Origin of the sequence: Arthrobacter sp. NtRootA1, assembly GCF_019976975.1 — a bacterium.
GTDB classification, from domain to species: Bacteria; Actinomycetota; Actinomycetes; order Actinomycetales; family Micrococcaceae; genus Arthrobacter; species Arthrobacter aromaticivorans.
On sequence record NZ_AP024630.1, the window covers coordinates 35,521 to 58,489 of the forward strand.

The following is a 22,969-nucleotide window of genomic DNA, read 5'->3' on the forward strand; positions in this document are numbered from 1 at the left end:
CATAGAAAGAGCCCCGGTCTTAGGATCGGGGCTCTTTTGTTGTTTCCCCCAACTCAGTCGCATTAGTGCGCGTTTAGACGGCTCTAAACGCGCACTAATGCGACTTAGTTGGGCTGCGAAGCGGGAGGTCAGCCGCGCCGCGAACCCTTGAACCGGCGTCGCGAATTGCTCAGGTGCAGGCGCATGGCCGCCGAGGCAGCCGCTGGGTCGGCATCGGCGATGGCCGCGTATATAGAGGAGTGCTCGTGGACCACCTGCTCGAAGCGTTCCCGGGAGTCTTCCTCGTCGCTGGCCAGGAGGCGCGTGCGGGGCATGGTGATCATGGTTTGGCCCAACGCACTGATGCAGTCCGTATAAAAGGGATTGCCTGACGCCGCGGCAACGGCCCGGTGGAATTCGAAGTCAGCCTTCATGGAGTGGGCCGGGTGGCCGGAACTTGCCGTGAATTGCTCCAGGGCACCGTGGACTGCCTTCAATTGATGCTCAGTGTGATTCAAGGCCGCCAACGCTGCGGCTTCAGTCTCCACGCCGATCCTGAAGTCGAGCATCTGCAGCCGGTCTTCCATACTCACAACCGGCCTTGTGCCCGGCGCTTGAAGTGGGCCGTCCGATGGCGGGGTCAACGCGAAGCTGCCCCGCCCACGTTCGGTTTCGACAAGTCCCTCTGCCTGCAGACGGGTCAGGGCGGAGCGGACCACTGTCCGGCTGACGCCGTATTCGCCGATGAGGGTATTTTCGCTGGGGAGCTTCTCACCTGGCTGGATGACGCCGTCGACGATGCGGCTGCGAAGGTCGGCGGCGAGATCCGCTGTCAGGTTTCGGCTCATGGGTTCAAGATTACGCGCCGAATTCCACGGATTCGGTGGTCCAGGCACGGGCCTGCCCGCTCAGCGTTACGCCGAGTCCGGGGCGGTCCGGAACGATCATCCGGCCGTTCTTGGTCTCAAGGCGTTCCTCGAACAATGGATCCAGCCAATCGAAGTGCTCCACCCACGGCTCGCGCGGGTAGGCGGCAGCCAGGTGGAGGTGGATCTCCATGGCGAAGTGCGGAGCCAGGCCAAGGCCACGTTCGTCGGCGAGGGCTGCGAGGCGCAGGAACTGGGTGATGCCGCCAACGCGTGGTGCGTCGGGCTGGATGATGTCGCAACTGTTGGCGTTGATAAGGCCTTTGTGTTCCGCAACGGAGGCCAGCATCTCGCCTGTGGCGATGGGGGTATCCAAGACCTGGGCAAGGTGTGCGTGCCCTTCGAAGTCATACGCGTCCAGCGGCTCTTCGATCCAGATGAGGTTGAATTCCTCAAGCTGGCGACCCATGCGCAGGGCGGTTGCCCGGTCCCACTGTTGGTTTGCGTCTACCATGAGCGGTACGTCCCAGCCGATGTGTTCGCGGACGCCCGCCACGCGACGGATGTCCTCCTTGGAATCCGGGAGGCCCACTTTGATCTTGATGCCGCCAATGCCTTCTTCGATGGACTGCGTTGCGCGTGCCTTGACCTCTTCCAACGTGGCGTTGAGGAAGCCGCCGGAGGTGTTGTAGGTCTGCACCGAGTCGCGGTAGGAGCCCAGCAGTTTGGCCAGGGGGAGTCCGGCGCGCTTGGCTTTGAGATCGTAGAGCGCGATGTCTATTGCTGCCAGGGCCTGGGTTGCGACGCCCGAGCGGCCCACGGAAGCCCCGGCCCAGAGAAGCTTGGTATAGATCCTGCCGATGTCGTTGGGGTCCTCGCCGATGACGCTCTCCGCGACCTCCTTCGCGTGGGCGTACTGGGCCGGACCACCAGCACGTTTTGAATAGCTGAATCCGATGCCGCTGTGGCCCTGCTCGGTGGTGATCTCCGCGAAGAGGAAGACGACTTCGGTCATCGGTTTCTGGCGGCCCGTAAAGACCTTGGCATCGCTGATGGGCACTACGAGGGGCAAGCGGGCCGTTGACAGCTTGATGTGTCGAATGAGATCTACGGGGCTCATGGTTCTCCTAAGGGGTGGGCATCTTTGCCTGACACCTAGGATACAAGTTATTAACTTGTACTACAAGAACTCCTCAAACTCCCAGTCAGTCGCGTCAGTCGGAAACAGCTTGTCGCAGCGCCCCGAACCCGCCGATCAGAGCCTCCAGCCCCAGGCTAAAAGCAACGTCCGTTGGCCGCGGATGCTGCTCAAGGGCAAGTCGGTCCACAGCGGCGGTGAAGTTGGGTACCTGGTCCGCGAGCGAGCCGGCGTCGAAGATGTCTTCAGGCGCGGTGACGTCATAGGCGGCCCCAAAGACGAAGGCCTCCAGGGCAACAATGGCGGAAATGATCTTCTCCTCGGGGAAGCCGGCGTCGCGGAATCCAGCCGTCACGGCCTCGTACATCGCCAGGGTCTTCGGGGCGTTCGCAACCGGCAGCACCGCAATGACGGGGATTAGTGGCGTGTGCTCCGAGAACACGTCCCGGTAGGACCACGCCCAGCGGCGCACAGCCACATCCCACGGCTCCACACCAAAGGCAGAGACATCAACCATCGCGGCCAAGTGGTCCTCTACCAGCAAGAGGACGTCGTCCTTGGATGCTACGTGGTTGTAAAGGGCGGATGGCGCCACGCCCAGCGAACGTGCCAGCGCTGCCATGGTGAGTCCGTCGTAACCCTTGCTGCTGATTAACTCCAGGGCCGCCGTCGTGATGCCGTTCTGGTCCAGGATGCGTGCCATGGGCCGTCCGGCGCGGCGCCGCGCCTTGCTGGCAGGAGAAGGGGCAACGCCCGGCTCGGGTTCTGGAGCGGGTGTGGGTGCGGGCATCGGAAGCCTTTCTGCTGCCTGTATCTCCAGCATTATTCCATCGGGTCTTCCCAGTCGCGGACTTGGCCGCTATCATCGAATATAAATGAATGGCATTCATTTATTGGTCAGCCACCACGGACGGCCACGGAGAGGACATCATGCAGAATCTTGATCGCGACGTTGTGATCGTCGGTGCCGGACCGTCAGGGTTGACGGCGGCACGCGAATTGAAGAAGGCCGGACTCAGCGTTGCAGTGCTTGAAGCACGCGACCGCGTGGGCGGCCGCACCTGGACCGACACCATCGACGGCGCCATGCTGGAAATCGGCGGCCAGTGGGTTTCCCCGGACCAGACGGCCCTCATGGACCTGCTGGACGAGCTGGGACTGAAAATGTACCCGCGCTACCGCGACGGCGAGTCCGTTTACATCGGTGCCGACGGCAAGCGCGTGCAGTACACGGGTGACACCTTCCCGGTAAACGAGCACACCAAGGCGGAGATGGACAAGCTCGTTGCCATCCTGGACGGGCTCGCCGCGGAGATCGGGCCCACGGAGCCCTGGGCGCACCCCAAGGCCCGCGAACTGGACACCATCTCCTTCCACCACTGGCTCCGCCAGAACTCCAACGACGAGGAAGCCTGCAATAACATCGGGCTCTTCATCGCCGGCGGCATGCTGACCAAGCCTGCCCACGCCTTCTCTGCGCTGCAGGCCGTCCTCATGGCCGCTTCCGCAGGGTCCTTCACACACCTGACGGACGAAGACTTCATCCTGGACAAGCGCGTCATTGGTGGCATGCAGCAGGTTTCGCTGCTCCAGGCAGCCGAGCTGGGTTCCGACGTCGTGCTTAACAGCCCGGTTCGCACCATCAACTGGGACGTCGATCGAGTGACGGTTGAATCTGAGCGGGCCACGGTGAACGCGCGGTATGTGATCATGGCAGTGCCGCCCAACCTGTACTCACGCGTTTCCTTCAACCCGCCGCTGCCGCGCCGCCAGCACCAAATGCACCAGCACCAGTCACTGGGCTTGGTCATCAAGGTTCACGCTGTGTACAGCACGCCGTTCTGGCGCGAAGAAGGCCTCTCCGGCACCGGGTTCAGCGCCGGCGCCTTGGTGCAGGAGGTCTACGACAACACCAACCACGGCGACTCCCGCGGCACATTGGTGGGCTTCATTTCCGATGAAAAAGCGGACGCCGTGTTCGAGCTCAGCGCAGAAGACCGCAAGAAGGCCGTCCTCAAGTCCATCGCCGGCTTCCTCGGCGACAAGGCCCTGACTCCCGAGGTCTACTACGAATCGGACTGGGGCTCCGAGGAATGGACCCGCGGCGCGTACGCATCCAGCTACGATCTCGGCGGCCTGCACCGCTACGGCAAGGACCAGCACGCGAACGTGGGACCGATCTACTGGTCCTCGTCCGACCTCGCGGCCGAGGGCTACCAGCACGTGGACGGCGCGGTCCGGATGGGGCAGGCAACCGCTGCCCGCATCGTCGAGGCCAACAAGTTGAGCGCGCTGCCGGTCGGCTAACCATTACGCAGACGTCCGCCGAGGTGGCACTGGATGACAATGTTCCAGCGTGGGATACGCATTAAGTGTCACCTCGGCGCGCGTTGTCCGGCCGTCGGCACCCCTGCCGCCCGCTCCGCTTCGATGAGTGCTTGGGCCAGACACTCGACGGCGGCCTGGTAGTCGGTCCCGGGTGTCACCCGGCAGCGCTCAGCCTCCCGCATGGCGCGGGCAAGTGCAGCCGTCTCGGCCGTTCTGATGTCCGTCATTGCCGGGAAGTCTATTGCTTGCCCGGGATCGAGTTCGTAGCGCTGCCACTGCTGGAGGACGCTCGCGTGGCGGGCAGCAGCTTCCGCAAAACCAGGACGACGCCGGGGCTCAGCTGCGTGGAGACGGTCCACCCTGCGGCTGGTCGCCAGTGTTGCTGCTGCAGTGGTCATCCCGACAAAGACCATGATCAGTCCGGCTGGCGCCCATTCCACTGCGGGAACGAGGATGGCCGGAAGAATCACCACCAGGCCCGCGAAGAGGTCCCAGAAGATCGTGTCCGGTTCCGGGCCGCGCCCATGCGTGAGTTTTCTGTGGAGGACGAACGTGGTTGCCGCTGTTGCGAGCACCAGGGCTACGCCCCACAGGAGCATCATGGCGGGCATTTGACCACCTCCAGGCGAGTACGCGATGCTGTGATTTCAGTATGCGCCAGAGTGTTTCCGGGCGACACCTCCGTACGGACAATTCACCGCTTTGCGGGCGTAGCCTAGGCACCATGAGACTGAAAATGTGCAGCATCCACGTCAAGGACCCCGCTACGGCCCACTCTTTCTATACGGAAACGCTTGGCTTCGAGACTTTGATGGCCATGCCCGAATACAACCTCTTCATCATCAAGGATCCCGGGGCGGACACCGGCGCAGACAAGAATTCAGTGGGCCTCCTGCTGGAGCCCAGCGACAACCCGATCGGCGCTAATTACATGAACGCGTTGCATGAGGCCGGGTTGGCAGCGATCACCTTTGGTGTGCCTGACGTACAGGCTGAGTACGAGCGTTTGCTGGCTGCCGGCGTGACGTTCCAGAGCGAACCCACTGAGGATTTCTCCGGGATCAGCGCGGTCTTCGACGACGGGTGCGGGAACTTCGTCCAACTACACCAAGACTAGTTAAACAGCTATGGCCGGGACCAACTGGTCCCGGCCATAGCCCGTTCAAACTATGCGTGATCGCGCTTTGACGTCTTCGGGGCATCACGCTTTGCTGCTGCGTTGTCCTTGGCTTCCTTCGTGGCTGCCTTCTTCGCAGCTTCCTCCTTGACCCGCTGGGCCTCGGCGCGGACTGCAGCGTGGGTGGCGCGCTCCACAACCAACCACTGCGGGGGAGCCTGCAGCAGCTCCGTGATTTCCGCCGTCGTGAGTGCTTCTTCGACGCCACCGCGGGCGAGGCCGCTGATGGAGACGTTCAGCTTCTGTGCCACCACCGGGCGCGGGTGCGGGCCGTTGCGGCGGAGCTCGGCGAGCCACTCCGGCGGGTTGGCCTGGAGTTCGGCGAATTCTTCGCGGGAGATGGACGAATCCTGGAACTCCTGGGGTGTCGCGGGCAGGTAGATGCCGAGTTTCTTGGCAACGGTGGCCGGCTTCATGGACTGGGAGTTCGAGGACGTCATGCTTCAAGGGTATCTGGCCGGTACTGTGAGTGTGTGCCAGCCACTGACGAATCCGCCCAAATAACCGAGCCCATCACCGAGCTTCGCTTCGCATATGTTGCGGGAGTGACGCCTGGGAAATGGATCCGGCGGTGGGAAGAGCGGATGCCGGACGTCCCATTGCACGCGTTCATGTCCGACGACGGTGCGCAGCTTTCGGTTTTGCGTGACGGTTCCGCTGACCTCAGCTTTGTTCGGCTGCCCGTGGAACGGGAAGGCCTGAACGTCATTCCCCTCTATGAAGAGCAGTCCGTGGTGGTCGCTCCGAAGGGGCACGAGATTTCCGTGTTTGAAGAGGTAGCGCTGGAGGACCTGTCCGAGGAGAACTTCCTGGACGTGGAGGAAATGGGCGGGCCGGACATGGCCTTGCAGGTGGTGGCTTCCGGAGCCGGGTTGGCCATCCTGCCCATGTCAGTGGCCCGGCACCTGAACAACAAGCAGACCGTGATGCGGCTTTTGACAGGAGCTCCCGGCACGCAGATTGGCCTCGCTTGGCTTGCTGGAACAGATAGCCCGGTGATTGAGGAATTCATCGGGATCGTGCGCGGTCGGACGGCGCAGAGTTCACGCCAGCCGTCCGCCCAGCAGGAGAAGCCGAAGAAGGCTCCCAAACCGGATCGTCGAGGCAGCGGGCCCAAGAAGCCCGCGGTGGCGCAGCGCTATGCTCCGAATCCGGACAAGGGCCGTGGCAAGGGTTCCCGCAAGAAGGGCAAGCGCTGACGCTCCTGCCCGGTTGCTCCGCGATTTTGCGGCCTGGAGCGCTGCAAGCGGCGGAAATTCGGGCTACGGACTGAGGCGAGTGGGAAGGAGTGCAGCGAATCCCGGCTATTGGCCGTGGATTGTGGTCTGCTGCTGCTCTGACCTGTTGAGGTATGCGAGCAGAAGGTCCCCGGCGCGCTCCAAGTCGCCGGATTCGAGTGCCGAGCAAATCTGCTCGTTTTCCTTCAGCCAGTCGCTGTAGAAGTGCGCGTTCATGGTGGCCTTGTGGAAGTAGAGACGCATCTCGGCGAGCACTTGGGCCATGATCGTGTTCAGCCTCCCGCTTTCGGCCAGGGCAACGATGGCCCCGTGGAAATGCTGGTTGGCGCTGCCCAGGCCCTCGTTGTCATTCGCTGCTGCTGCGCGCTTGCCTTCCTCGACTGCGGCCCTGACGGCGGCAATGCGCTCAGGAGAACCGCCGGCCCGGATGGAACTGACCTCTATGGCGCGACGGACTGTATAGACATCGTGAATATCCCCTGCTTCCAAGGTGGCGACGTACACACCGCGGTTGGGGTGGCGGACCAGGAGACGTTCAGTGGCCAGTTCTGCGAAGGCTTCACGGACGGTGTTGCGCGAAACCCCCAGGTCCTCGGCGATGGTGGCTTCCGTGAGCTTGGCACCTGGCACGAGGAAGCCTTCGGCCAGCTGGTAACGCAGCTCTTCCGCAACTCTCTCCGCAACCGAAGGCACGCGTAGGCGCATCCGCGCGCCGGCGCCGTCGATGCCAGCTTTTTGCTGCGGTTTCTGATCTGCACTGGCCATGACACCAAAATTACACGATTGCTCAAAAATTAAGATCGCTGGATTGTTGAACAATCCGGTAATTTGATGCATCCTTGATGTAACGCACATCACGAGGCAGGAATCACACCATGGCAGTCATCGACCTGAACAGCGACGTCGGAGAGTCTTTCGGACGTTGGACGCTGGGCGACGACGCAGCCATGTTCGAATCCGTTTCCAGTGCCAACGTTGCGTGCGGATTCCACGCTGGCGACCCCAGTGTTATTCGCAGCACCTGCAAGAAGGCGGCTGAGGCCGGCGTCGTGATTGGCGCCCACGTCGGCTACCGGGATCTTGCTGGATTCGGCCGCCGCTTCCTGGACGTTGATCCCATGGAGTTGGCCGACGATGTCGTTTACCAGATCGGCGCCCTGCAGGCGCTGGCTGCCACGACGGGTGGGAGCGTCCAGTACGTGAAGCCCCATGGCGGACTTTACAACGCGATAGTTAAGCACACTGCGCAGGCACGGGCCGTGGTTGAGGCAGTGAAATCAGTTGATCCCAACCTTCCGATCCTCGGTCTCCCCGGTTCCGAAGTCCTCCGTCTTGCAGACGCAGCCGGACTTCGTGGAGTTTCCGAAGCTTTCGCGGACCGCGCCTACAACCCGGACGGAACCCTCGTCCCACGAACCCAAGCAGGCGCCGTCCTGCACGACCCCGCTGAAGTGGCGGAGCACGTTTTGCGGATGGCCGTCGAACAGTCCGTCAGGACTATCGATGGTTCCATCCTGAAGATCCGCGCAGAGAGCATCTGCGTGCATGGTGACTCACCGGGGGCCGTCGCGATGGCCACTGCAGTGAAGTCCGCTCTCGACGACGCCGGCGTCAGCATCGGCTCGTTCCTCTAGACCTGTTTGAACCAGGCCCCGCAGCACACCCCTCATCCCCCCGGAGGAAACCATGACCAGCACCAACGCAGCCAAGGCCGTGACAAGGAAGCCACCGGCCGGCGCCCTCAAGGCATACATAGCCAGCCTCACCGGCACATCGCTTGAATACTATGACTTCGCTATCTACTCCGTGGCTTCGGCCCTCGTCTTTCCCAAGATCTTCTTCCCCGGCAACGATGAGTTCGTTGCACTGTTGCTCTCTTTCTCAGCTTTCGCGGTGGGCTACTTGGCCCGCCCGATCGGCGGCGTCATCTTCGGGCGTTTGGGCGACAAGATTGGTCGCAAGTACGTCCTTGTATTCACGCTGGTGCTTATCGGCGTCGCGACCGTCCTCATAGGTGCGCTGCCTGATTACTCAGTGATCGGCGTGGCGGCGCCCACCATCCTGGTTCTTCTTCGCCTCGCCCAAGGCATCGGTGTAGGCGGTGAATGGGGCGGAGCGGTCCTGCTGTCCAGCGAATTCGGAGACCCCAACAAGCGCGGCTTCTGGTCCTCGGCAGCCCAGATCGGTCCGCCCGCGGGCAACCTCATGGCCAACGGCGTCCTGGCTATCCTTGCTGCTTCATTGAGCAATGAGGCGTTCCTCTCCTGGGGCTGGCGCGTAGCCTTCCTCTCCTCCGCGCTCCTGGTGGTCTTCGGCTTGATCATCCGCCTCAAGCTCGAAGAAACCCCGGTCTTCAAGGCAATCCAAGCCCACGGCGAACGACCCAAAGCACCCATCAAGGAAGTCTTCACCACCGAACCCAAGGCCTTGGTTTCGGCAGCGCTCTCCCGGGTCTGCCCGGACGTCCTCTACGCGCTTTTCACGGTGTTTGTAGCGGTTTACGCCACCAAGCAACTTGGCATGACCACGGGTAATGTCCTGGCAGCCATCCTCATCGGATCCGCATTCCAGCTGTTTCTCATTCCGTTGGCCGGCGCACTTACAGACCGCTTCAACCGCCGCCTCGTCTACGGCGTTACAGCGGCCGCTACAGCCGTATACATTCCCCTGTTCTTCCTCATGATCCAGGGCAAGTCAGTGGTTATGCTGACCATCGGCACAGTGATCGGTTTGGCGCTCCACGCGTTCATGTATGGCCCACAGGCCGCCTTCATCACTGAGCAGTTCCCAGCCCGCCTGCGCTATGCCGGCAGCTCACTGGCTTACACCCTGGCGGGCGTGATTGGTGGAGCCGTTGCGCCCATCATCTTCACTGCTCTCTACGGCGCGGCATCCGGCGGCTGGTATTTGATCGCCGGATACCTCGTCCTGACAGCCGTTGTCACGATCGTGGGAATGCTCTTGGGCCGGGATCCGAAGCCCGAAGAAGACCTTCGCCTGCTGCAGGAGTCGGCCGCCTAACTGGCGACGAAGCGGATGATGGAGACCGTGATGCAAACGACCACCCCGACGCAATCGAGCACTGCGAAGAGGGTCCGCTCGGTGCGACCCGTCGGCACCCGTGCCGTCCTTGCGGAGCTGGATGGGCTGCAGGACGTACTGGCCCTGCAGGACATGCTCTACAAGTCTCCGCTTCCTGGCCAGGTAGACGTCCTGGCAGCAGCCGAAACCGTGATGGTCGTTGGCGAATCCGCAGCGGCAACCCGGGCCATCGGTGCCCGGTTGCTCGAACTGGAACTCATCGCGACGAAGTCGACCGACTCCGGGCTGGTGGTCATCGATACCGTGTACGACGGCGATGACCTTGCCGATGTCGCGGGGCTCACCGGGCTTAGCGTGGAGGGCGTGATTGCGGCTCACACCGGCCAGATTTGGACTGTTGCATTCGCTGGCTTCGCTCCCGGATTTGGCTACATGGTGGGCGAGAATGACGTCTTAACGGTTCCCCGCCGCTCCTCGCCGCGCACGGCAGTTCCCGCTGGCTCTGTGGCTCTGGGCGGCCAGTACTCCGCTGTCTATCCCCGGCGTTCTCCCGGCGGTTGGCAGCTGATTGGCCGAACGGGAGCCCGGATGTGGGACTTGGACCGCTCGCAACCGGCCCTGGTTCGGCCCGGGGACAGGGTGCAGTACCGGGCTGTTCGCGAGGTTGTCACGGCCAGTGCGGAGCATCAAGTCGAACCCGACGCGGATCACCACACGGACTCCGGCCTGCGGGTACTAAACCCCGGCGCGCAAAGCCTCATCGAGGACCTGGGCCGCAGAGGCTACGGTGCCTTGGGTGTCTCGGCGGCCGGTGCGTTGGACAGGGCATCGCTCCGCCGGGCCAACCGTCTTGTCGGCAACAGTTCGTCGGCTGCGGCCATCGAAACCGTCAATGGCGGGCTTACGGTGGAAGCGGTCGGCGATCAAGTGATTGCTGTGACAGGTGCGCCCACCACCCTAACTGTCCAGTCGCCGTCGTCGGCTGATTCCGAGGAGCCTGACGGAGACGCCCAGGACGCAGTGCGCACCGTCCCGATGGCTGCTCCATTCGCATTGCTCGACGGCGAAGTTCTTGCGCTCGGACCGCCCGAGGCCGGGTTCCGGAACTACGTCGCAATCCGCGGCGGCATAGCGGTCCCCGAAGTCCTGGGGAGTCGTTCGGCCGATACGATGTCCGGGATTGGACCGGCCCCACTGGTGGTTGGGCAGGAGCTTCTGGCGGGCGACGCCACGGCCTCCACTGCCGTTGGAAGCCCGGAGCTGCAACCGGAGTTCCCAGGTACGGGCGTCACTGTGCTCGATGTGGTTCCCGGACCGCGCGCTGACTGGTTCGATCAATCGGCCATCGAGTCCCTAACAAGCCAGGAATGGGTGGTCACGCCACAATCCAACCGCGTTGGCATGCGACTGGACGGGACTCCTCTCCAGCGCGCCCGCGAGGGTGAACTTCCCAGTGAGGGGACTATGGCTGGTGCCCTCCAGATCCCGCCCGCGGGCCTCCCCGTGCTGTTCTTGGCCGACCACCCCATCACCGGTGGTTACCCCGTGATCGGCGTCGTTCGCGACGAACACCTTGACCTTGCCGGGCAGGTCCCCATTGGCGGACGGATCCGGTTCCGGATGGTCCCCGATTCCCCCGACTTCACCAAGACCCCAGAGAAGTGAGTATTTGATGCGAAAGGTCCTGATTGCGAACCGCGGAGAAATCGCTGTTCGAGTCGCCCGAGCCTGCGATGACGCCGGCATTTCGTCCGTGGCCGTCTATGCGGACATCGACGCCGACGCAATGCACGTGGGCGCCGCGGATGAAGCCTATAGCCTGGTCGGAAACAGCCCTGCTGACACATACCTCAACGTCGCGAAGCTGCTCTCCATTGCCGAGCAGTCGGGGGCTGACGCCGTCCACCCCGGATATGGCTTCCTCTCGGAAAACGCTGACTTTGCGCAAGCAGTCCTCGACGCCGGACTTGAGTGGATCGGTCCGTCGCCGGAGTCGATCCGCCAGTTGGGCAACAAGATTACAGCCCGCGAGATCGCCGTCCGGGCTGGAGCCCCCCTTGTGGCCGGTAGCGATGGGCCGGTTGCCACTGCTGCTGAAGCCCGGGCGTTTGCCGAGGAACACGGACTGCCGGTGGCCATCAAGGCGGCCTTTGGCGGCGGTGGTCGCGGGCTCAAGGTTGTCCGCGAACTGGCCGAAGTGGAGGAGGCCTTCGACTCCGCAGTGCGTGAAGCCATCACAGCGTTCGGGCGGGGGGAATGCTTCGTTGAACAGTACCTTGACAGGCCGCGGCACGTTGAGGCGCAGGTCATCGCGGATACCCATGGCAACGTCGTTGTGGTGGGCACGCGCGATTGCTCCCTCCAACGCCGTCACCAGAAGCTCGTGGAAGAGGCGCCCGCGCCTTTCCTTACCGAGTCCCAGCAGCAGCAGATCTATGACGCCGCCAAGGCAATCGTCCGCGAGGCCGGCTATTACGGCGCTGGGACTGTTGAATTCCTGGTCTCCGCAGATGGGGCCGTGGCCTTCCTTGAGGTAAATACGCGCCTGCAGGTGGAGCACCCCATTACCGAGGAAACGGCGGGGATAGACCTCGTTCAGGAGCAGTTCCGTATTGCAGCCGGCCTGTCCTTGAGCATTTCCGAGGATCCCATCGCCCGCGGCCATTCCTTTGAGTTCCGCATCAACGCCGAGGACGTTGGCCGCGGATTCCTGCCTTCCCCGGGCACAGTCGCATCGTTCCAAGCGCCCACGGGTCCCGGCATTCGCTTGGACACCGGCGTGCGCGCCGGCTCGTTTATTGCACCGCAGTTCGATTCGCTCCTAGCCAAATTGATTGTTACTGGTGCAGACCGCCAGCAAGCGCTGCGCCGCGCACGCCGTGCACTTGCGGAAATGGAGATCACCGGACTGCCCACCGTGTTGCCGTTCCACCGAGCGGTTGTGGAGTCCGATGACTTTACCTCCGTAGCCGGGCTGCGCGTTCACACGCGTTGGATCGAGACCGACTTTGCAGATCAGATCCCCGTTGATTCCGAATACAACGTGGTCGCACCCGGTGGCGTGCGGCGCACCATCACCGTGGATGTCGACGGCAAGCGGCTCGCAGTGGGACTCCCGGCTGATCTGCTGGAGGGTTGGGCCCGGTCAGGGCAGGGACTTCCCTCAGGCTCGGTGGTCACGGGGCTGCAGGGTGATTCCCTGGGAGCGTCCGATTCAACGGGAGCCTCGCCAGCGGAGTCAGCCCTGGTCTCCAGCATGGCCGGCACCGTAGTGAAGTGGCTGGTGGAGCCCGGCACCGAGGTCTCGGCAGGCGACCCCTTGCTGGTGGTCGAGGCCATGAAGATGGAAACGCAGGTTGCAGCCCACCGAGCAGGCACGCTCTCCGAGGTGTTCTCGGCACCCGGCGGTGTGGTTACCGCCGGAGCCGTGCTGGCGCACATCCAGTAGTGGGTCAGGAGGGCCGCTGGAACGTCGCTAACCTGCTCTCCCGTGGTGGGGCAGCAACGGATTAGCGGCCAAGCGACGAGGTTTTGGCTCCCAAAATGCTGTCCAATAGGCCGTTGCGGAACTTGCCCGAGGGGTCGTTGGTGATGGCGAGGCTGCAGAAGTCCTCGAAGCGTGGGTAGAGGGCCGCGAAGTCGTACAGGCTTGGCGTGAAGAGCTTGCCCCAGTGCGGCCTGGCGCCGAAGGGACGCAGTGCTTCTTCAAGCTCGGGGAGTACCGCTTCCACCTCGGCTTGCAGTGGCTTCCATGTGAAGTGGAGGGCCACGCTCTGTTGCTCATAGAACGGGCTGAGCCAGAACTCGTCCGCGGCTACTGTGCGGATTTCGGAGATGAACAGCAGCGGCGCCAGCTTGTCCGCGAGCTCTCGGACAGCTTGAAGAGCCGCGGGCGCGTGCTCAAGCGGCAGGAGGAATTCGCTCTGCAGTTCCTCACCGTTGCTCGGCGTGAATTCGTGGCGGAAGTGCGGCAGGCGGTCCAGCCATTTGCCGGGCTCGTCCAGCTGGCCCGTGCAGTTCTCCGCCGACATCCCGGGCAGCGGGTGGAGAGCGGCAGTAGCGGCGGTTGCACCGAAGAGCTCCGGCAGAGCCGGCTCGGTATCCAGGGCTTTGAACCATACCTGCGGGATGGACCCGCCGGTGTAGTCGGTGAAAAAGCTGACGCTGTACGCGGCCGACGCGATGTTCGCGAAGTCCGCCAACGCCCTCTCCCACGGCAGGCCCGTGAGCACGCGCTGCCGCATCTGATAGCTCGGCCGGACGGCCAGTTCCAGTCCTGTGACGATTCCCAGGGCGCCGATTCCCACAACGCTGGCGAGGAACTCGTCGTCGTCCGCACTAAGCGTTACCAGCTCGCCATTTGCTCGCACCAGGTCGATACTTACGACCGCGCCAGCCAAGGAGGGATTGCCGACACCACTGCCGTGCGTCCCGGTTTGGATAGCTCCGGCTACCGAGATGTGGGGGAGCGAAGCGAGGTTGTGGATGGCATAACCCTGTTCCTCGACCGCCCGGCAAAGTGCGCCATAGCTGATACCGCCGCTGACTTTGACGGTGCCCTTCCCGGCATCAAGTGAGATTTCCTGCGGCAATGCATCCAGGAGAACGTGCATGCCATCGGTGTCTGCGACCTTGTTGAAGGAGTGGCGGGAACCGAGGGCCTTTATCCGCGGCGCGTTGGCCACAAGCCCGCGCAGCTGGTCCACGGAGGTGGGCCGCTGGACGTCAGCGGACGAATACTCAAGGTTTCCTGCCCAGTTCTTCATTGAATGATCTTCCCGCTTGGTTACTTATCGGCTTCCGTAATTGTTAACGTTCACAACTAATTGCGTCAAGAGGTGTCCAACTTGGCTGGAGCAGAGCTGGAGCCGCGGGACGCTAGTCCTTCAGTGGACGGCGAGCCAGCCATGCCGCGACAATCGCGCCGGAGATGTTGTGCCACAGCGAGAAGACGGCGGAGGGCAGCGCAGCCAGCGGACTGAAGTGCGCCGTGGCAAGGGTCGCCGCCAAGCCGGAGTTCTGCATGCCAACCTCGAATGCCAGGGCGCGGCGGGCCTTGTCATCCAGGCGGCCGAGCTTACCGGCCAAGTAGCCAAGGCCCAGCCCAAAGCCATTGTGGAGGACAACTGCCAGGAACACGATGGCGCCTGCTGCAACGATCTTGCTGGCGCTGCCGGCCACGACGATCGCCACGATCAGAGAAATCACGACGGCGGACGCCCACGGAAGTGCCGGAAGCACCTTTGCGACGAGCTTGGATAGGAAGAGACGAGCGAGCAGGCCTGCGATGACCGGAAGCAACACGGTCTTCACGATGTCCAGGACCATGGCGCCGGCATCAATGTGCAGGAATGAACCGGCCAACAAGAGAGTAAGTGCCGGCGTGACGATGGGAGCGATCAACGTGGAAACCGAGGCAACAGCGACCGACAAGGCCACGTCACCTTTGGCCAGGAACGCCATGACGTTGGACGCTGTACCGGACGGTGCGCAGCCTACAAGAATAAGGCCGACGGCGAGCTCGGGTGGAAGCTGAAGCAGCACGGCAATCAACCAGCCTGCCCCAGGCATGATCACGTAGTGCGCCACAATGCCGAGTGCCACAGCCCACGGACGGCGCGCCACAGAAGCGAAGTCGGGCGGCGTCAGGGTGAGGCCCATGCAGAACATGATGACGCCCAGTAAGTAAGGAACGGCGACGCCCATGGGCTTGAACATTTCCGGAAGGAGGAACCCGAGCACGCCAGCCAGCACAACCAGGAGCGGGAAAACCGTCACGGCTATCCGCGCGATCTTGGCCTCTGCGGCGAGGGCTGCGTTGACGGGAGCCGTGGACCCTGAGGTCTCTGTCTGGGAATTCGTTGCCTCAAGCATTTATCCATGCTCACATTGGTCCGCGCGCATGGCCGAGTTCGTTACTCCCACCGCGGCATATATGTCAGATGACCGCTGTTTCGGCTGCGTGTGTCAGCTGTTCAGCTTTCCCGCGAGCCTCTCGCGCATGAGGATACTTGCTTCGTTGAGTCCGATGAACTCCACCTCGCGCCCGTGATTGCGGTACTTCTCAGTGACCGAGTCCAGCACGGCAATAGTGGATGCATCCCAAAGGTGCGAGTTATGGAGATCGATCACCACGCGATCTATGCCCTCCGAGGAATCCTTTGCGTAGTCGAACTGGGTGTACAGATCATTGGATGAGGCAAAGAAGAGTTCTCCGTCCACTGTGTAAGTAGCCACGGTTTCCCCGTTGAGCTCCAGTTCGGTGCGCTCGACAGTCGCGAAATGCGCCACGCGGCGCGCAAACAGCACCATCGCGGTCAAGACGCCGACGCCGACACCCACCGCCAGATTGTGCGTCGCCACAACAGCGGCAACAGTGATCAGCATGACGGCGGTCTCTGATTTGGGAAGGCGCCTCAGGGTGGATAGCCGAACAGAATGCCACTCGAAGGTAATCAGGGAAACGAAGATCATCACGGCAACAAGGGCAGCCATGGGAATCATCCCCACAATGTCGCCCAGGACAACCACCAGGACCAGCAGGAAGACGCCGGCCAGGAACGTTGAGAGCCTGCTCCGGGCTCCAGATCCCTTGACGTTGATCATTGTCTGTCCGATTACTGCACACCCACCCAGTCCACCAAGGAATCCCGTGACGATGTTGGCCAGTCCCTGACCCCAGGAAACCCGTGTTTTGTCGGAGCGGGTATCCGTGATGTCATCCACCAACTTGGCCGTCAGCAGTGATTCGAGGAGGCCCACGAGGGCCATGGACAATGCGAAGGGCGCAATGATCTGGAACGTTTCCAGGTTCAGCGGGACATTGGGCAGGAAGAACCCGGGCAGGCTGTGGGGGAGCTCGCCTTTGTCACTGACCGTCGGAACATCGATATGCCCCAGAACCGTCACCAGAGTGATGACCACGATCGTCACGAGGGGCGCGGGAATGGCCGTGGTCAGGCGGGGTAGGCCAGAGACCATGACGAGTCCCACGGCAACAATTGGATAGACCATCCACGGGACATTGAAGAGTTCCGGCATCTGCGAGATGAACACCAAAATTGCCAGTGCGTTCACGAAGCCGATCATCACCGACCGCGGAATGAAGCGCATGAGCCGGGTGACACCGAGGACAGCGAGGATGATCTGGAAGACACCCGCCAAGATGATCGTGGCGATCAGGTAGTCCAGTCCGTGCTCCTTCATCACGGGAGCGATGACCAAGGCCACAGCCCCTGTCGCTGCAGAGATCATGGCTGGACGGCCACCAACAAGGGCCGTGACCACACCCATGGTGAAGGAAGCGAACAACCCGACCCGGGGATCGACGCCCGCGATGACCGAGAACGCGATGGCCTCTGGAATGAGCGCCAGTGCAACCACGAGTCCAGCCAGGGATTCCGTCAGCAGGCGGCGGGGCGAGCGGAAGGTTGCCCGCAGTGACATGAGTTGCTCGGGAGTCATGGCGTCCTTACAGTGCAGTCTGGCGGTAACGCTCAATCTGCTTTAGACGCCGCTGGAGGCTATCGCGCCGCGGGTGCGGTACGACGTCGGGCGCCTCAGCGGTGAGGTCAATGTGTTCGGTTCCGTACTGCCACAGCAGGAGGTCATCCAGGAGGCGGTCGGGGCCCGGGGAATAGCGGTGATCCAGGGCTTTGCGGACCTCTGTGATCCGGTTGGCACTAAGGAGCCCCGCGAGTTCCACGGTTTTGGTGAGTCCGTGGGCGGCCAGAAGTTCGGCAGCCCACCCCCAGTCGTCATCAACTTTACGGTCAACGTGAGGCAGTAGCGTACGCCAGACATCCCGAACGCGGTTGGGAGTCAGCGGGGAAGCGCCCTCGCCATGCAGGTCCCAATAGCTTCTAACCTCTTCGTACCGCTCATGGAGGTCCGCGAAGGCGCTTTCCACTGTTTCCAACATGGCCGCAGTGGCTGTGAACTGGCGATCAAAATGCGGGGTCCATGCGCGCGGATCCTCCGCCTTGAACCGGATATCGTGCTCGATCTCGCTCCAGGCGTGCGCAAAAACCGTGCGGATCTGGCACTCGAAGAAGTAGCTGCCGTTGGCAGGCATGTCCGGGTTGAAGACGTGCTGATACTCCTTGACGGCCTCATTCTGGATGGTTCGCAGGATCAAGTGCCGGCTGGAGTAGCCGTACGTGCCCGATTCGATGGATCCGATGTCCTTCTCGCGGTCTCCACGGCAATCGAAGAGCTGGCGTTGGCGCTTGATGATGTTGGCTACGGCTGCGTTCTCGGCAGGCAGTTTGGTGATGACGCGGATGCCCACCATGTCATTCAAGGTGCGGAACGGGTCCGGGAATTTGAGGACCCGCGGGCCGCCCGGCTCCAAAGGATCATCCGTGCGTGAGATCTTTTCGCGGAACGACTCCACGGTTTTGGTTCGCCCGGTGACAAACAGGGGAGTGACTTCGGCGTCGTTGAGCATGTCCCTTAGGGTTAGCAGCACATCCCGTGTAACCCGCTTCAGGGCCGGGCGAACACGCTCATAGAGCGCCACGTTCGCATCCACTGCATCGCGCTGGTCCTGGTCCAGGCTGTCCCAATTGCTTGCCATGCCCCCAGCTTACGGGGCGGGTCCGACACCGCGGAGGGCCACCCGCCGTCGGGGTGCCCTAGCCAAAGTTGCGGGACGTCACGATAGGCTCGGTACAAAGGAGGGCGCAATGTTGCGGCACAAGTACAGCTACGGCGAACACCCCAGCCAATGGGGCGAACTCTTCATACCGGAACCGAACAACGGAAACCATCGCGGCGCGTCAGCCGTCGCGGGTGGTGTTGCGGTGGTAATCCACGGCGGCTACTGGCGCTCACAGTACGGCGCCGAGCTCGGTGAGCCCCTGGCCCGCGACCTCGCGGCGCATGGAATTACCGCCTGGAACCTTGAATACCGGCGGGCCGGCAACGGCGGTGGTTGGCCCCATACATTCGAAGACATCCTGGCCGGCATTGACCATCTCGCCGAGATCGCCGGGAAGCACGAGCTCCAGCTGGGCAAGGTAGTGGCCTTGGGCCACTCCGCTGGCGGTCACCTGGCTGTGTGGGCCGCCGGACGCCAGCGCCTCTCGGCCATCGGAGCGCCCGACGCCGACCGCCAACTGGTGCGCGGACCGGAGGATAACGCCGTCCACCTGACGGGCGTCGTCAGCCAGTCCGGCTTGCTGAACCTGGCCGCGGCCGAAAAACTGAACCTCAGCAATGGTGCAGTCTGCAATCTCATGGGCGGCGATTCTGCCAGATACCCCAAACGGCATAAATACGCAGATCCCATGAGTTCCCTGCCCATTGATGTTCCGGTTTTTGCCGTCCATGCCACCGAGGACGAGGACGTTCCAGCCAGTCAGTCCGAGGCCTATGTCGCCGCAGCAACGGCTGCCGGCAGCGCAGCGCAATTGCTGCGTGTCCCTGGGGATCACTTCGATCTCATAGACCCAAAGGCCGTGGCCTACAAGAAGTGCCGCGAATTGGTACAACGCCTGCTCTCCTGAATCACTGGTAGCGCCCGCCCTTCCTCTGGCAGAGTGGTCCCATGCTGACTGTGATTGGCGAAGCCTTGGTTGACGTCGTGCAGCGCCCCAGTGGAATCGAGGCGCACGTTGGCGGCAGCCCGCTCAACGTCGCGGTTGGCTTGGCGCGTTTGGATCACCCAGTGCAGTTCATCGGGCGGTTTGGCAAGGACGCGTACGGCGATTCCGTTGCGGCGCACCTCCGGTCCAGTTCCGTGATGGTCCCCCTTCCGCCTGACGGCAAACCCACCAGCATAGCCACGGCAGTGATCGACGACGACGGCGCCGCCACCTACACCTTCGATCTCACCTGGGATTTGCCGGGACTCGGAGAGCGGTTGCCGCTCATGCTGCAGGGCGCCACGTTGCTGCATACGGGTTCAATAGCCACCGCCTTGGAGCCTGGTGCCGCGGACGTGCTTGCCGCCGTCGAGCATGCCCACCCGAGCAGCACCATCAGCTTCGATCCCAACTGCCGCCCCAGCATCATTACCGATCGTGATTACGCACGGAGGCAGGCCGAACGCTTCGTAGTGCTCTCCGACGTCGTCAAAGCTTCTGACGAAGATCTCGAATGGCTGTATCCGGGCGTTGATCCGCTGGAGTCGGCGCGCCGCTGGTTGTCGCTGGGAGGTACGGAAGGCCCCGCCCTTGTGGTGGTAACGCGGGGGGCACGCGGTCCGTGGGGAATCACGGCCGTCGGTGAGACCCAGGTCCCGGCGCCTTCCGTGACCGTGGTGGATACCGTTGGTGCCGGCGATTCGTTCATGGCGGGGCTGCTGTCAGCGATCGTTGACCACGGTCTGGACGGTGCGCAAAACCGCGGGGTTCTCAGGGCCATGCCGGCTGAGACCCTTGCCGCCATCATGGACCACGCGACCCGTGCTGCCGCCGTCACGGTGTCGCGGGCAGGGGCTAATCCGCCCACGCGGGCTGAGCTCAACCATCGTGCTGTTGCAAGCTAAAACTGTTGCCAGCCAGAACCGTTGCCGGTGATTTCCGGCCAAGAGGAGGTGCGTTATGAAAGACCACGATCCTTCCGCTGTGACGCCCGCGCCGGAATTACAGGTCGCGAGCGAGTCGTTCAACGACGGCGACACCTTGGGTCCCGATCAGCGGAGCGGGATTCTGGGTGCGGGCGGCAAAGATATGTCTCCCCAGCTGAGCTGGAGCGGAGCTCCGGAGGGGACAAGGAGTTTCGCTGTCACAATGTGGGATCCCGATGCTCCCGATCCTGGTGGCTACTGGCATTGGGCGGTGCTTAATATTCCACCTGAGGTATCTAGCCTTCCGGCCGGTTCCGGTGGCCAAGACGGCCACGCCTTGCCTGCTGGTGCCTTCCAGTTAAAGAACGACGGCGGCCGCAGCGGCTATGTTGGGGCGGCGCCACCCAGAGGGCACGGACCGCATCGGTACATAGTGGCCGTGCATGCGCTGGACGTGGAGGACCTGGGCATCGAAAAGGATTCCGATGCACGCATACTTGCTTCAGCCCTTCCTGCGCACACGTTGGCGCGCGGCACCATCACGGGCATGTTCGAGCGTTAGCGGCGGCATTTGGGTTCCAACAGCCACGTAGACTGACATGATGCGCCTCGTAGCAAGTGATATTGACGGCACCATCCTCGGTCATGACGGCAAGATCAGTGATCGGACCGTCAAGGCATTCAAAGCATGCCGGGACGCTGGGGTGGAGCTTGTGTTCGTCACGGGCCGTCCGCCGCGCTGGTTGTACCCGCTCCAGGAACAACTCGGACACAGCGGTATCGTGATCTGCTCCAACGGGGCCGTGGTCTGGGATCTTGAAACTGAGAAGCCCATTTCTTCCTGCACGTTGGATATCACCTCCATTTTTGAAGCCCGACGCATCATCAAGTCCCTGCGGCCGGACGCTTTGTTCGCCGCGGAAACGCTGACTGGTTTTCAACTGGAGCCGGGCTTCCTCGAGAACGAAACAAGCGAACTGCTCGCCGAGTTCACCCCTGCACCGCTGGATCAGACGCTGACGGCGGATGCCGCCGTCGTGAAGTTCCTGGCGATAACCCGTAGAGGCACCCCGGACGAATTCCTTGCCGAAGTTCAGCCTGCCGTTGCCCATCTGGTCAGCACCACGCACTCGGCACCGCGCACCGCAATGCTTGAGATGTCCGTGCCCGGCATCAACAAGGCCGTCACCCTGGCGAAGTACGCCGAGTCGTTGGGCATCGAGGCTGCCGACGTCGTGGCCTTCGGGGATATGCCCAACGATATCGAGATGCTCCGCTGGGCCGGTCACGGCTACGCGATGGCCAGCGGCCACCCGGAAGCCATCCTCGCTGCGGGGCAGCAGGCGCCACACTTCGACGACGACGGCGTGGCCCAGATCCTGGAAGCGATACTGGCGGAGCAAACGGTCTAAAGCCCCTGCATCACGGATGCCGGACGCCGCGACCTGCCAGCACTGCACGGTAGCCCTCCATGTATGTGGGGAAGGCGAACTCGAAGCCAGTCCCGCGCAGCCTCTTATTGGAGCAGCGTTTGTCTCCGGGGCCAGCGTGGGCGTCTTCCGACGCCGTCGGTGGTTCGGGGATTTCCATTTCCAAAGCAAGAAACCGCATGACGTCACCCATCTCGGCCGCATGGTCGTCTACGCCTACGTAGACCGGATCCGGGTCCTGATCCATAGTGGTGAGGTGGACGATCATGGCCGCGGCGTCGTCCCTGTGAACGCGGTTGGTGTGCCGGGGTCGCGCTGGAATCACGGCTTGGCCTGACCGGACTTGGTCGATCAGGCGCGTTCGCCCGGGACCATAAATGCCGCCGAGTCTCAGGGAGATGGGTTGAATATTTGTTCCCTGGGTGCGGGCGAACAACATATTTTCAGCCTCCACCAGCACTTTGCCACTGAACCGTGTGGGCTCGGTGGGTGTGGTCTCGTCCACCACCGCTCCGTCGGAATCCTTGTAGACGGCTGTCGAGGAGACGAACAATATACGTTCCGGTTCAACAGAATCACGGTCCAGGGCGTCCAGAACATTTCGCAACCCGTTGATGTACGCCGCCCGGTATGCCTCCTCGGTGGAAGAGTCGGCGGCGACTGCGACCACAACGATGTTCACATCTGCTGGGATGACCGGGACTCCACGGGCGAGGTCCGCCTGCATGCCCCGGATCTCGGCGGGAAGTTTTTCCGGGGAGCGGCGCAGCCCGATCACGTCATGGCCCAGCCCTGCGAATCGCAATCCGGCTTCGGTCCCAAGGTCGCCGCACCCGGCAATCAACACAGTCATGCCACTAGTTTCGCAGCCCCAATGCTCCGCCAAGCTGTCACCAACTTCCCAGACTCCATACAACCCGCGTTCAACTTGCGCCCATAGGCTTTCAGCCACAGACCCGTTTAGCTTGTTTGGATGTAGGGGAATCATGGCCAAGCGTAGGATCAACGACTTCAACACCGCTCCATTGCGGCGGATCGAGCCGGATCACCACTGGAGGTCGCTTCGCCAGGGCGACCGCGTGAGCGTAACCCTGACGCCGGGGTACCAATCGGCTGGCATAGTGGATGCCATTACCGGCGATGCAACAGCAGTTTGGGTGGAGCTCGACGGCGGTCGGGGCCGCACGCTGGTGCACATCAGCGATGACGTGGCAGTGGTCCCCCTGGAGAAGGCGACGGTCACGGAGGAGTCATAGGC

The 22,969-nt window shown here is 62.7% G+C and carries 23 protein-coding genes; 12 read left to right on the top strand and 11 right to left on the bottom strand.

The genetic code is table 11. The features are described from left to right. Positions 1-128: 128 nt before the first annotated feature. The 3 genes from LDN90_RS00175 to LDN90_RS00185 form a co-directional block, all read right to left on the bottom strand. Positions 129-827, bottom strand: a complete 699-nt coding sequence (locus LDN90_RS00175) for an FCD domain-containing protein (RefSeq protein ID WP_223947454.1) — start codon at positions 825-827, stop codon at positions 129-131. Between the two features lie 10 nt (positions 828-837). Next, positions 838-1,965: a mandelate racemase/muconate lactonizing enzyme family protein gene (locus LDN90_RS00180; RefSeq protein ID WP_223947455.1), complete on the bottom strand. Its 1,128-nt coding sequence runs from the start codon at positions 1,963-1,965 to the stop codon at positions 838-840. A gap of 94 nt (positions 1,966-2,059) precedes the next feature. Next, positions 2,060-2,806, bottom strand: a complete 747-nt coding sequence (locus tag LDN90_RS00185) for a TetR/AcrR family transcriptional regulator (RefSeq protein WP_216924337.1) — start codon at positions 2,804-2,806, stop codon at positions 2,060-2,062. A gap of 56 nt (positions 2,807-2,862) precedes the next feature. Here LDN90_RS00185 and LDN90_RS00190 point away from each other — a divergent pair, with 56 nt between their 5' ends. After that, entirely contained in the window at positions 2,863-4,290 is a 1,428-nt protein-coding gene (locus LDN90_RS00190; RefSeq protein ID WP_223947456.1) for an NAD(P)/FAD-dependent oxidoreductase, read from the top strand. Between the two features lie 68 nt (positions 4,291-4,358). On the opposite strand, the gene LDN90_RS00195 is transcribed toward LDN90_RS00190, so the two are convergent. After that, positions 4,359-4,922 (bottom strand): hypothetical protein, encoded by a 564-nt coding sequence (locus LDN90_RS00195; protein WP_223947457.1) that lies wholly within the window; start codon positions 4,920-4,922, stop codon positions 4,359-4,361. 113 nt (positions 4,923-5,035) lie between these two features. Between LDN90_RS00195 and LDN90_RS00200 the strand changes: the two genes are divergently transcribed. Further along, positions 5,036-5,428, top strand: a complete 393-nt coding sequence (locus LDN90_RS00200; RefSeq protein WP_216924331.1) for a VOC family protein — start codon at positions 5,036-5,038, stop codon at positions 5,426-5,428. A 50-nt stretch (positions 5,429-5,478) separates the two neighbouring features. Here the strand turns inward: LDN90_RS00200 and LDN90_RS00205 are convergent, their stop codons facing one another. After that, the gene (locus LDN90_RS00205; protein WP_216924330.1) at positions 5,479-5,928 is read right to left on the bottom strand and encodes a DUF5997 family protein; all 450 of its coding nucleotides are present in this window, start codon (positions 5,926-5,928) and stop codon (positions 5,479-5,481) included. Between the two features lie 33 nt (positions 5,929-5,961). Here LDN90_RS00205 and LDN90_RS00210 point away from each other — a divergent pair, with 33 nt between their 5' ends. Then, a complete protein-coding gene (locus LDN90_RS00210) occupies positions 5,962-6,687 on the top strand; it encodes a LysR family transcriptional regulator substrate-binding protein (protein ID WP_223947458.1) in 726 nt (241 codons plus the stop codon). Positions 6,688-6,792: 105 nt separating this feature from the next. Here LDN90_RS00210 and LDN90_RS00215 read toward each other — a convergent pair whose 3' ends face one another. Further along, positions 6,793-7,491, bottom strand: coding sequence for a GntR family transcriptional regulator (locus LDN90_RS00215; RefSeq protein WP_223947459.1), 699 nt, complete (start codon positions 7,489-7,491; stop codon positions 6,793-6,795). 110 nt (positions 7,492-7,601) lie between these two features. On the opposite strand from LDN90_RS00215, the gene LDN90_RS00220 reads away from it, so the two are divergent. Genes LDN90_RS00220 through LDN90_RS00235 form a run of 4 tightly spaced genes read left to right on the top strand, consistent with a single transcriptional unit; the run spans position 7,602 to position 13,216 of the window. Then, a complete protein-coding gene (locus LDN90_RS00220) occupies positions 7,602-8,360 on the top strand; it encodes a 5-oxoprolinase subunit PxpA (RefSeq protein ID WP_223947460.1) in 759 nt (252 codons plus the stop codon). A 52-nt stretch (positions 8,361-8,412) separates the two neighbouring features. Then, positions 8,413-9,747 carry an MFS transporter gene (locus LDN90_RS00225; protein ID WP_223947461.1) on the top strand — a complete coding sequence of 445 codons (1,335 nt, stop codon included), beginning with the start codon at positions 8,413-8,415 and terminating at the stop codon, positions 9,745-9,747. Between the two features lie 18 nt (positions 9,748-9,765). Continuing rightward, positions 9,766-11,433 carry a 5-oxoprolinase/urea amidolyase family protein gene (locus LDN90_RS00230; RefSeq protein ID WP_223949373.1) on the top strand — a complete coding sequence of 556 codons (1,668 nt, stop codon included), beginning with the start codon at positions 9,766-9,768 and terminating at the stop codon, positions 11,431-11,433. A 7-nt stretch (positions 11,434-11,440) separates the two neighbouring features. Further along, positions 11,441-13,216 (top strand): biotin carboxylase N-terminal domain-containing protein, encoded by a 1,776-nt coding sequence (locus LDN90_RS00235; protein ID WP_223947462.1) that lies wholly within the window; start codon positions 11,441-11,443, stop codon positions 13,214-13,216. Between the two features lie 61 nt (positions 13,217-13,277). Here the strand turns inward: LDN90_RS00235 and LDN90_RS00240 are convergent, their stop codons facing one another. From LDN90_RS00240 to LDN90_RS00255, 4 genes are all read right to left on the bottom strand, one after another. Then, positions 13,278-14,534: a D-arabinono-1,4-lactone oxidase gene (locus LDN90_RS00240; RefSeq protein ID WP_223947463.1), complete on the bottom strand. Its 1,257-nt coding sequence runs from the start codon at positions 14,532-14,534 to the stop codon at positions 13,278-13,280. A gap of 112 nt (positions 14,535-14,646) precedes the next feature. Then, positions 14,647-15,642, bottom strand: a complete 996-nt coding sequence (locus tag LDN90_RS00245; protein ID WP_223947464.1) for a bile acid:sodium symporter family protein — start codon at positions 15,640-15,642, stop codon at positions 14,647-14,649. A gap of 93 nt (positions 15,643-15,735) precedes the next feature. Next, entirely contained in the window at positions 15,736-17,232 is a 1,497-nt protein-coding gene (locus LDN90_RS00250; RefSeq protein WP_223947465.1) for a SulP family inorganic anion transporter, read from the bottom strand. 7 nt (positions 17,233-17,239) lie between these two features. Continuing rightward, the gene (locus LDN90_RS00255) at positions 17,240-18,346 is read right to left on the bottom strand and encodes a RelA/SpoT domain-containing protein (RefSeq protein ID WP_216924310.1); all 1,107 of its coding nucleotides are present in this window, start codon (positions 18,344-18,346) and stop codon (positions 17,240-17,242) included. Between the two features lie 109 nt (positions 18,347-18,455). On the opposite strand from LDN90_RS00255, the gene LDN90_RS00260 reads away from it, so the two are divergent. From LDN90_RS00260 to LDN90_RS00275, 4 genes are read left to right on the top strand one after another with little or no spacing between them, the layout of a single operon-like run. Then, the gene (locus LDN90_RS00260; RefSeq protein ID WP_216924308.1) at positions 18,456-19,277 is read left to right on the top strand and encodes an alpha/beta hydrolase; all 822 of its coding nucleotides are present in this window, start codon (positions 18,456-18,458) and stop codon (positions 19,275-19,277) included. A gap of 41 nt (positions 19,278-19,318) precedes the next feature. Continuing rightward, the gene (locus LDN90_RS00265) at positions 19,319-20,260 is read left to right on the top strand and encodes a carbohydrate kinase (protein ID WP_223947466.1); all 942 of its coding nucleotides are present in this window, start codon (positions 19,319-19,321) and stop codon (positions 20,258-20,260) included. A 55-nt stretch (positions 20,261-20,315) separates the two neighbouring features. After that, positions 20,316-20,843 carry a YbhB/YbcL family Raf kinase inhibitor-like protein gene (locus LDN90_RS00270; RefSeq protein WP_223947467.1) on the top strand — a complete coding sequence of 176 codons (528 nt, stop codon included), beginning with the start codon at positions 20,316-20,318 and terminating at the stop codon, positions 20,841-20,843. A 40-nt stretch (positions 20,844-20,883) separates the two neighbouring features. Then, the gene (locus tag LDN90_RS00275; RefSeq protein WP_223949374.1) at positions 20,884-21,693 is read left to right on the top strand and encodes an HAD family hydrolase; all 810 of its coding nucleotides are present in this window, start codon (positions 20,884-20,886) and stop codon (positions 21,691-21,693) included. Positions 21,694-21,703: 10 nt separating this feature from the next. Here the strand turns inward: LDN90_RS00275 and LDN90_RS00280 are convergent, their stop codons facing one another. After that, on the bottom strand, positions 21,704-22,564 hold the full coding sequence (locus LDN90_RS00280; protein ID WP_223947468.1) for an NAD-dependent epimerase/dehydratase family protein: 861 nt from the start codon (positions 22,562-22,564) through the stop codon (positions 21,704-21,706). 133 nt (positions 22,565-22,697) lie between these two features. Here LDN90_RS00280 and LDN90_RS00285 point away from each other — a divergent pair, with 133 nt between their 5' ends. After that, positions 22,698-22,967: a hypothetical protein gene (locus LDN90_RS00285; RefSeq protein WP_223947469.1), complete on the top strand. Its 270-nt coding sequence runs from the start codon at positions 22,698-22,700 to the stop codon at positions 22,965-22,967. The last annotated feature ends 2 nt before the right edge of the window (positions 22,968-22,969 follow it).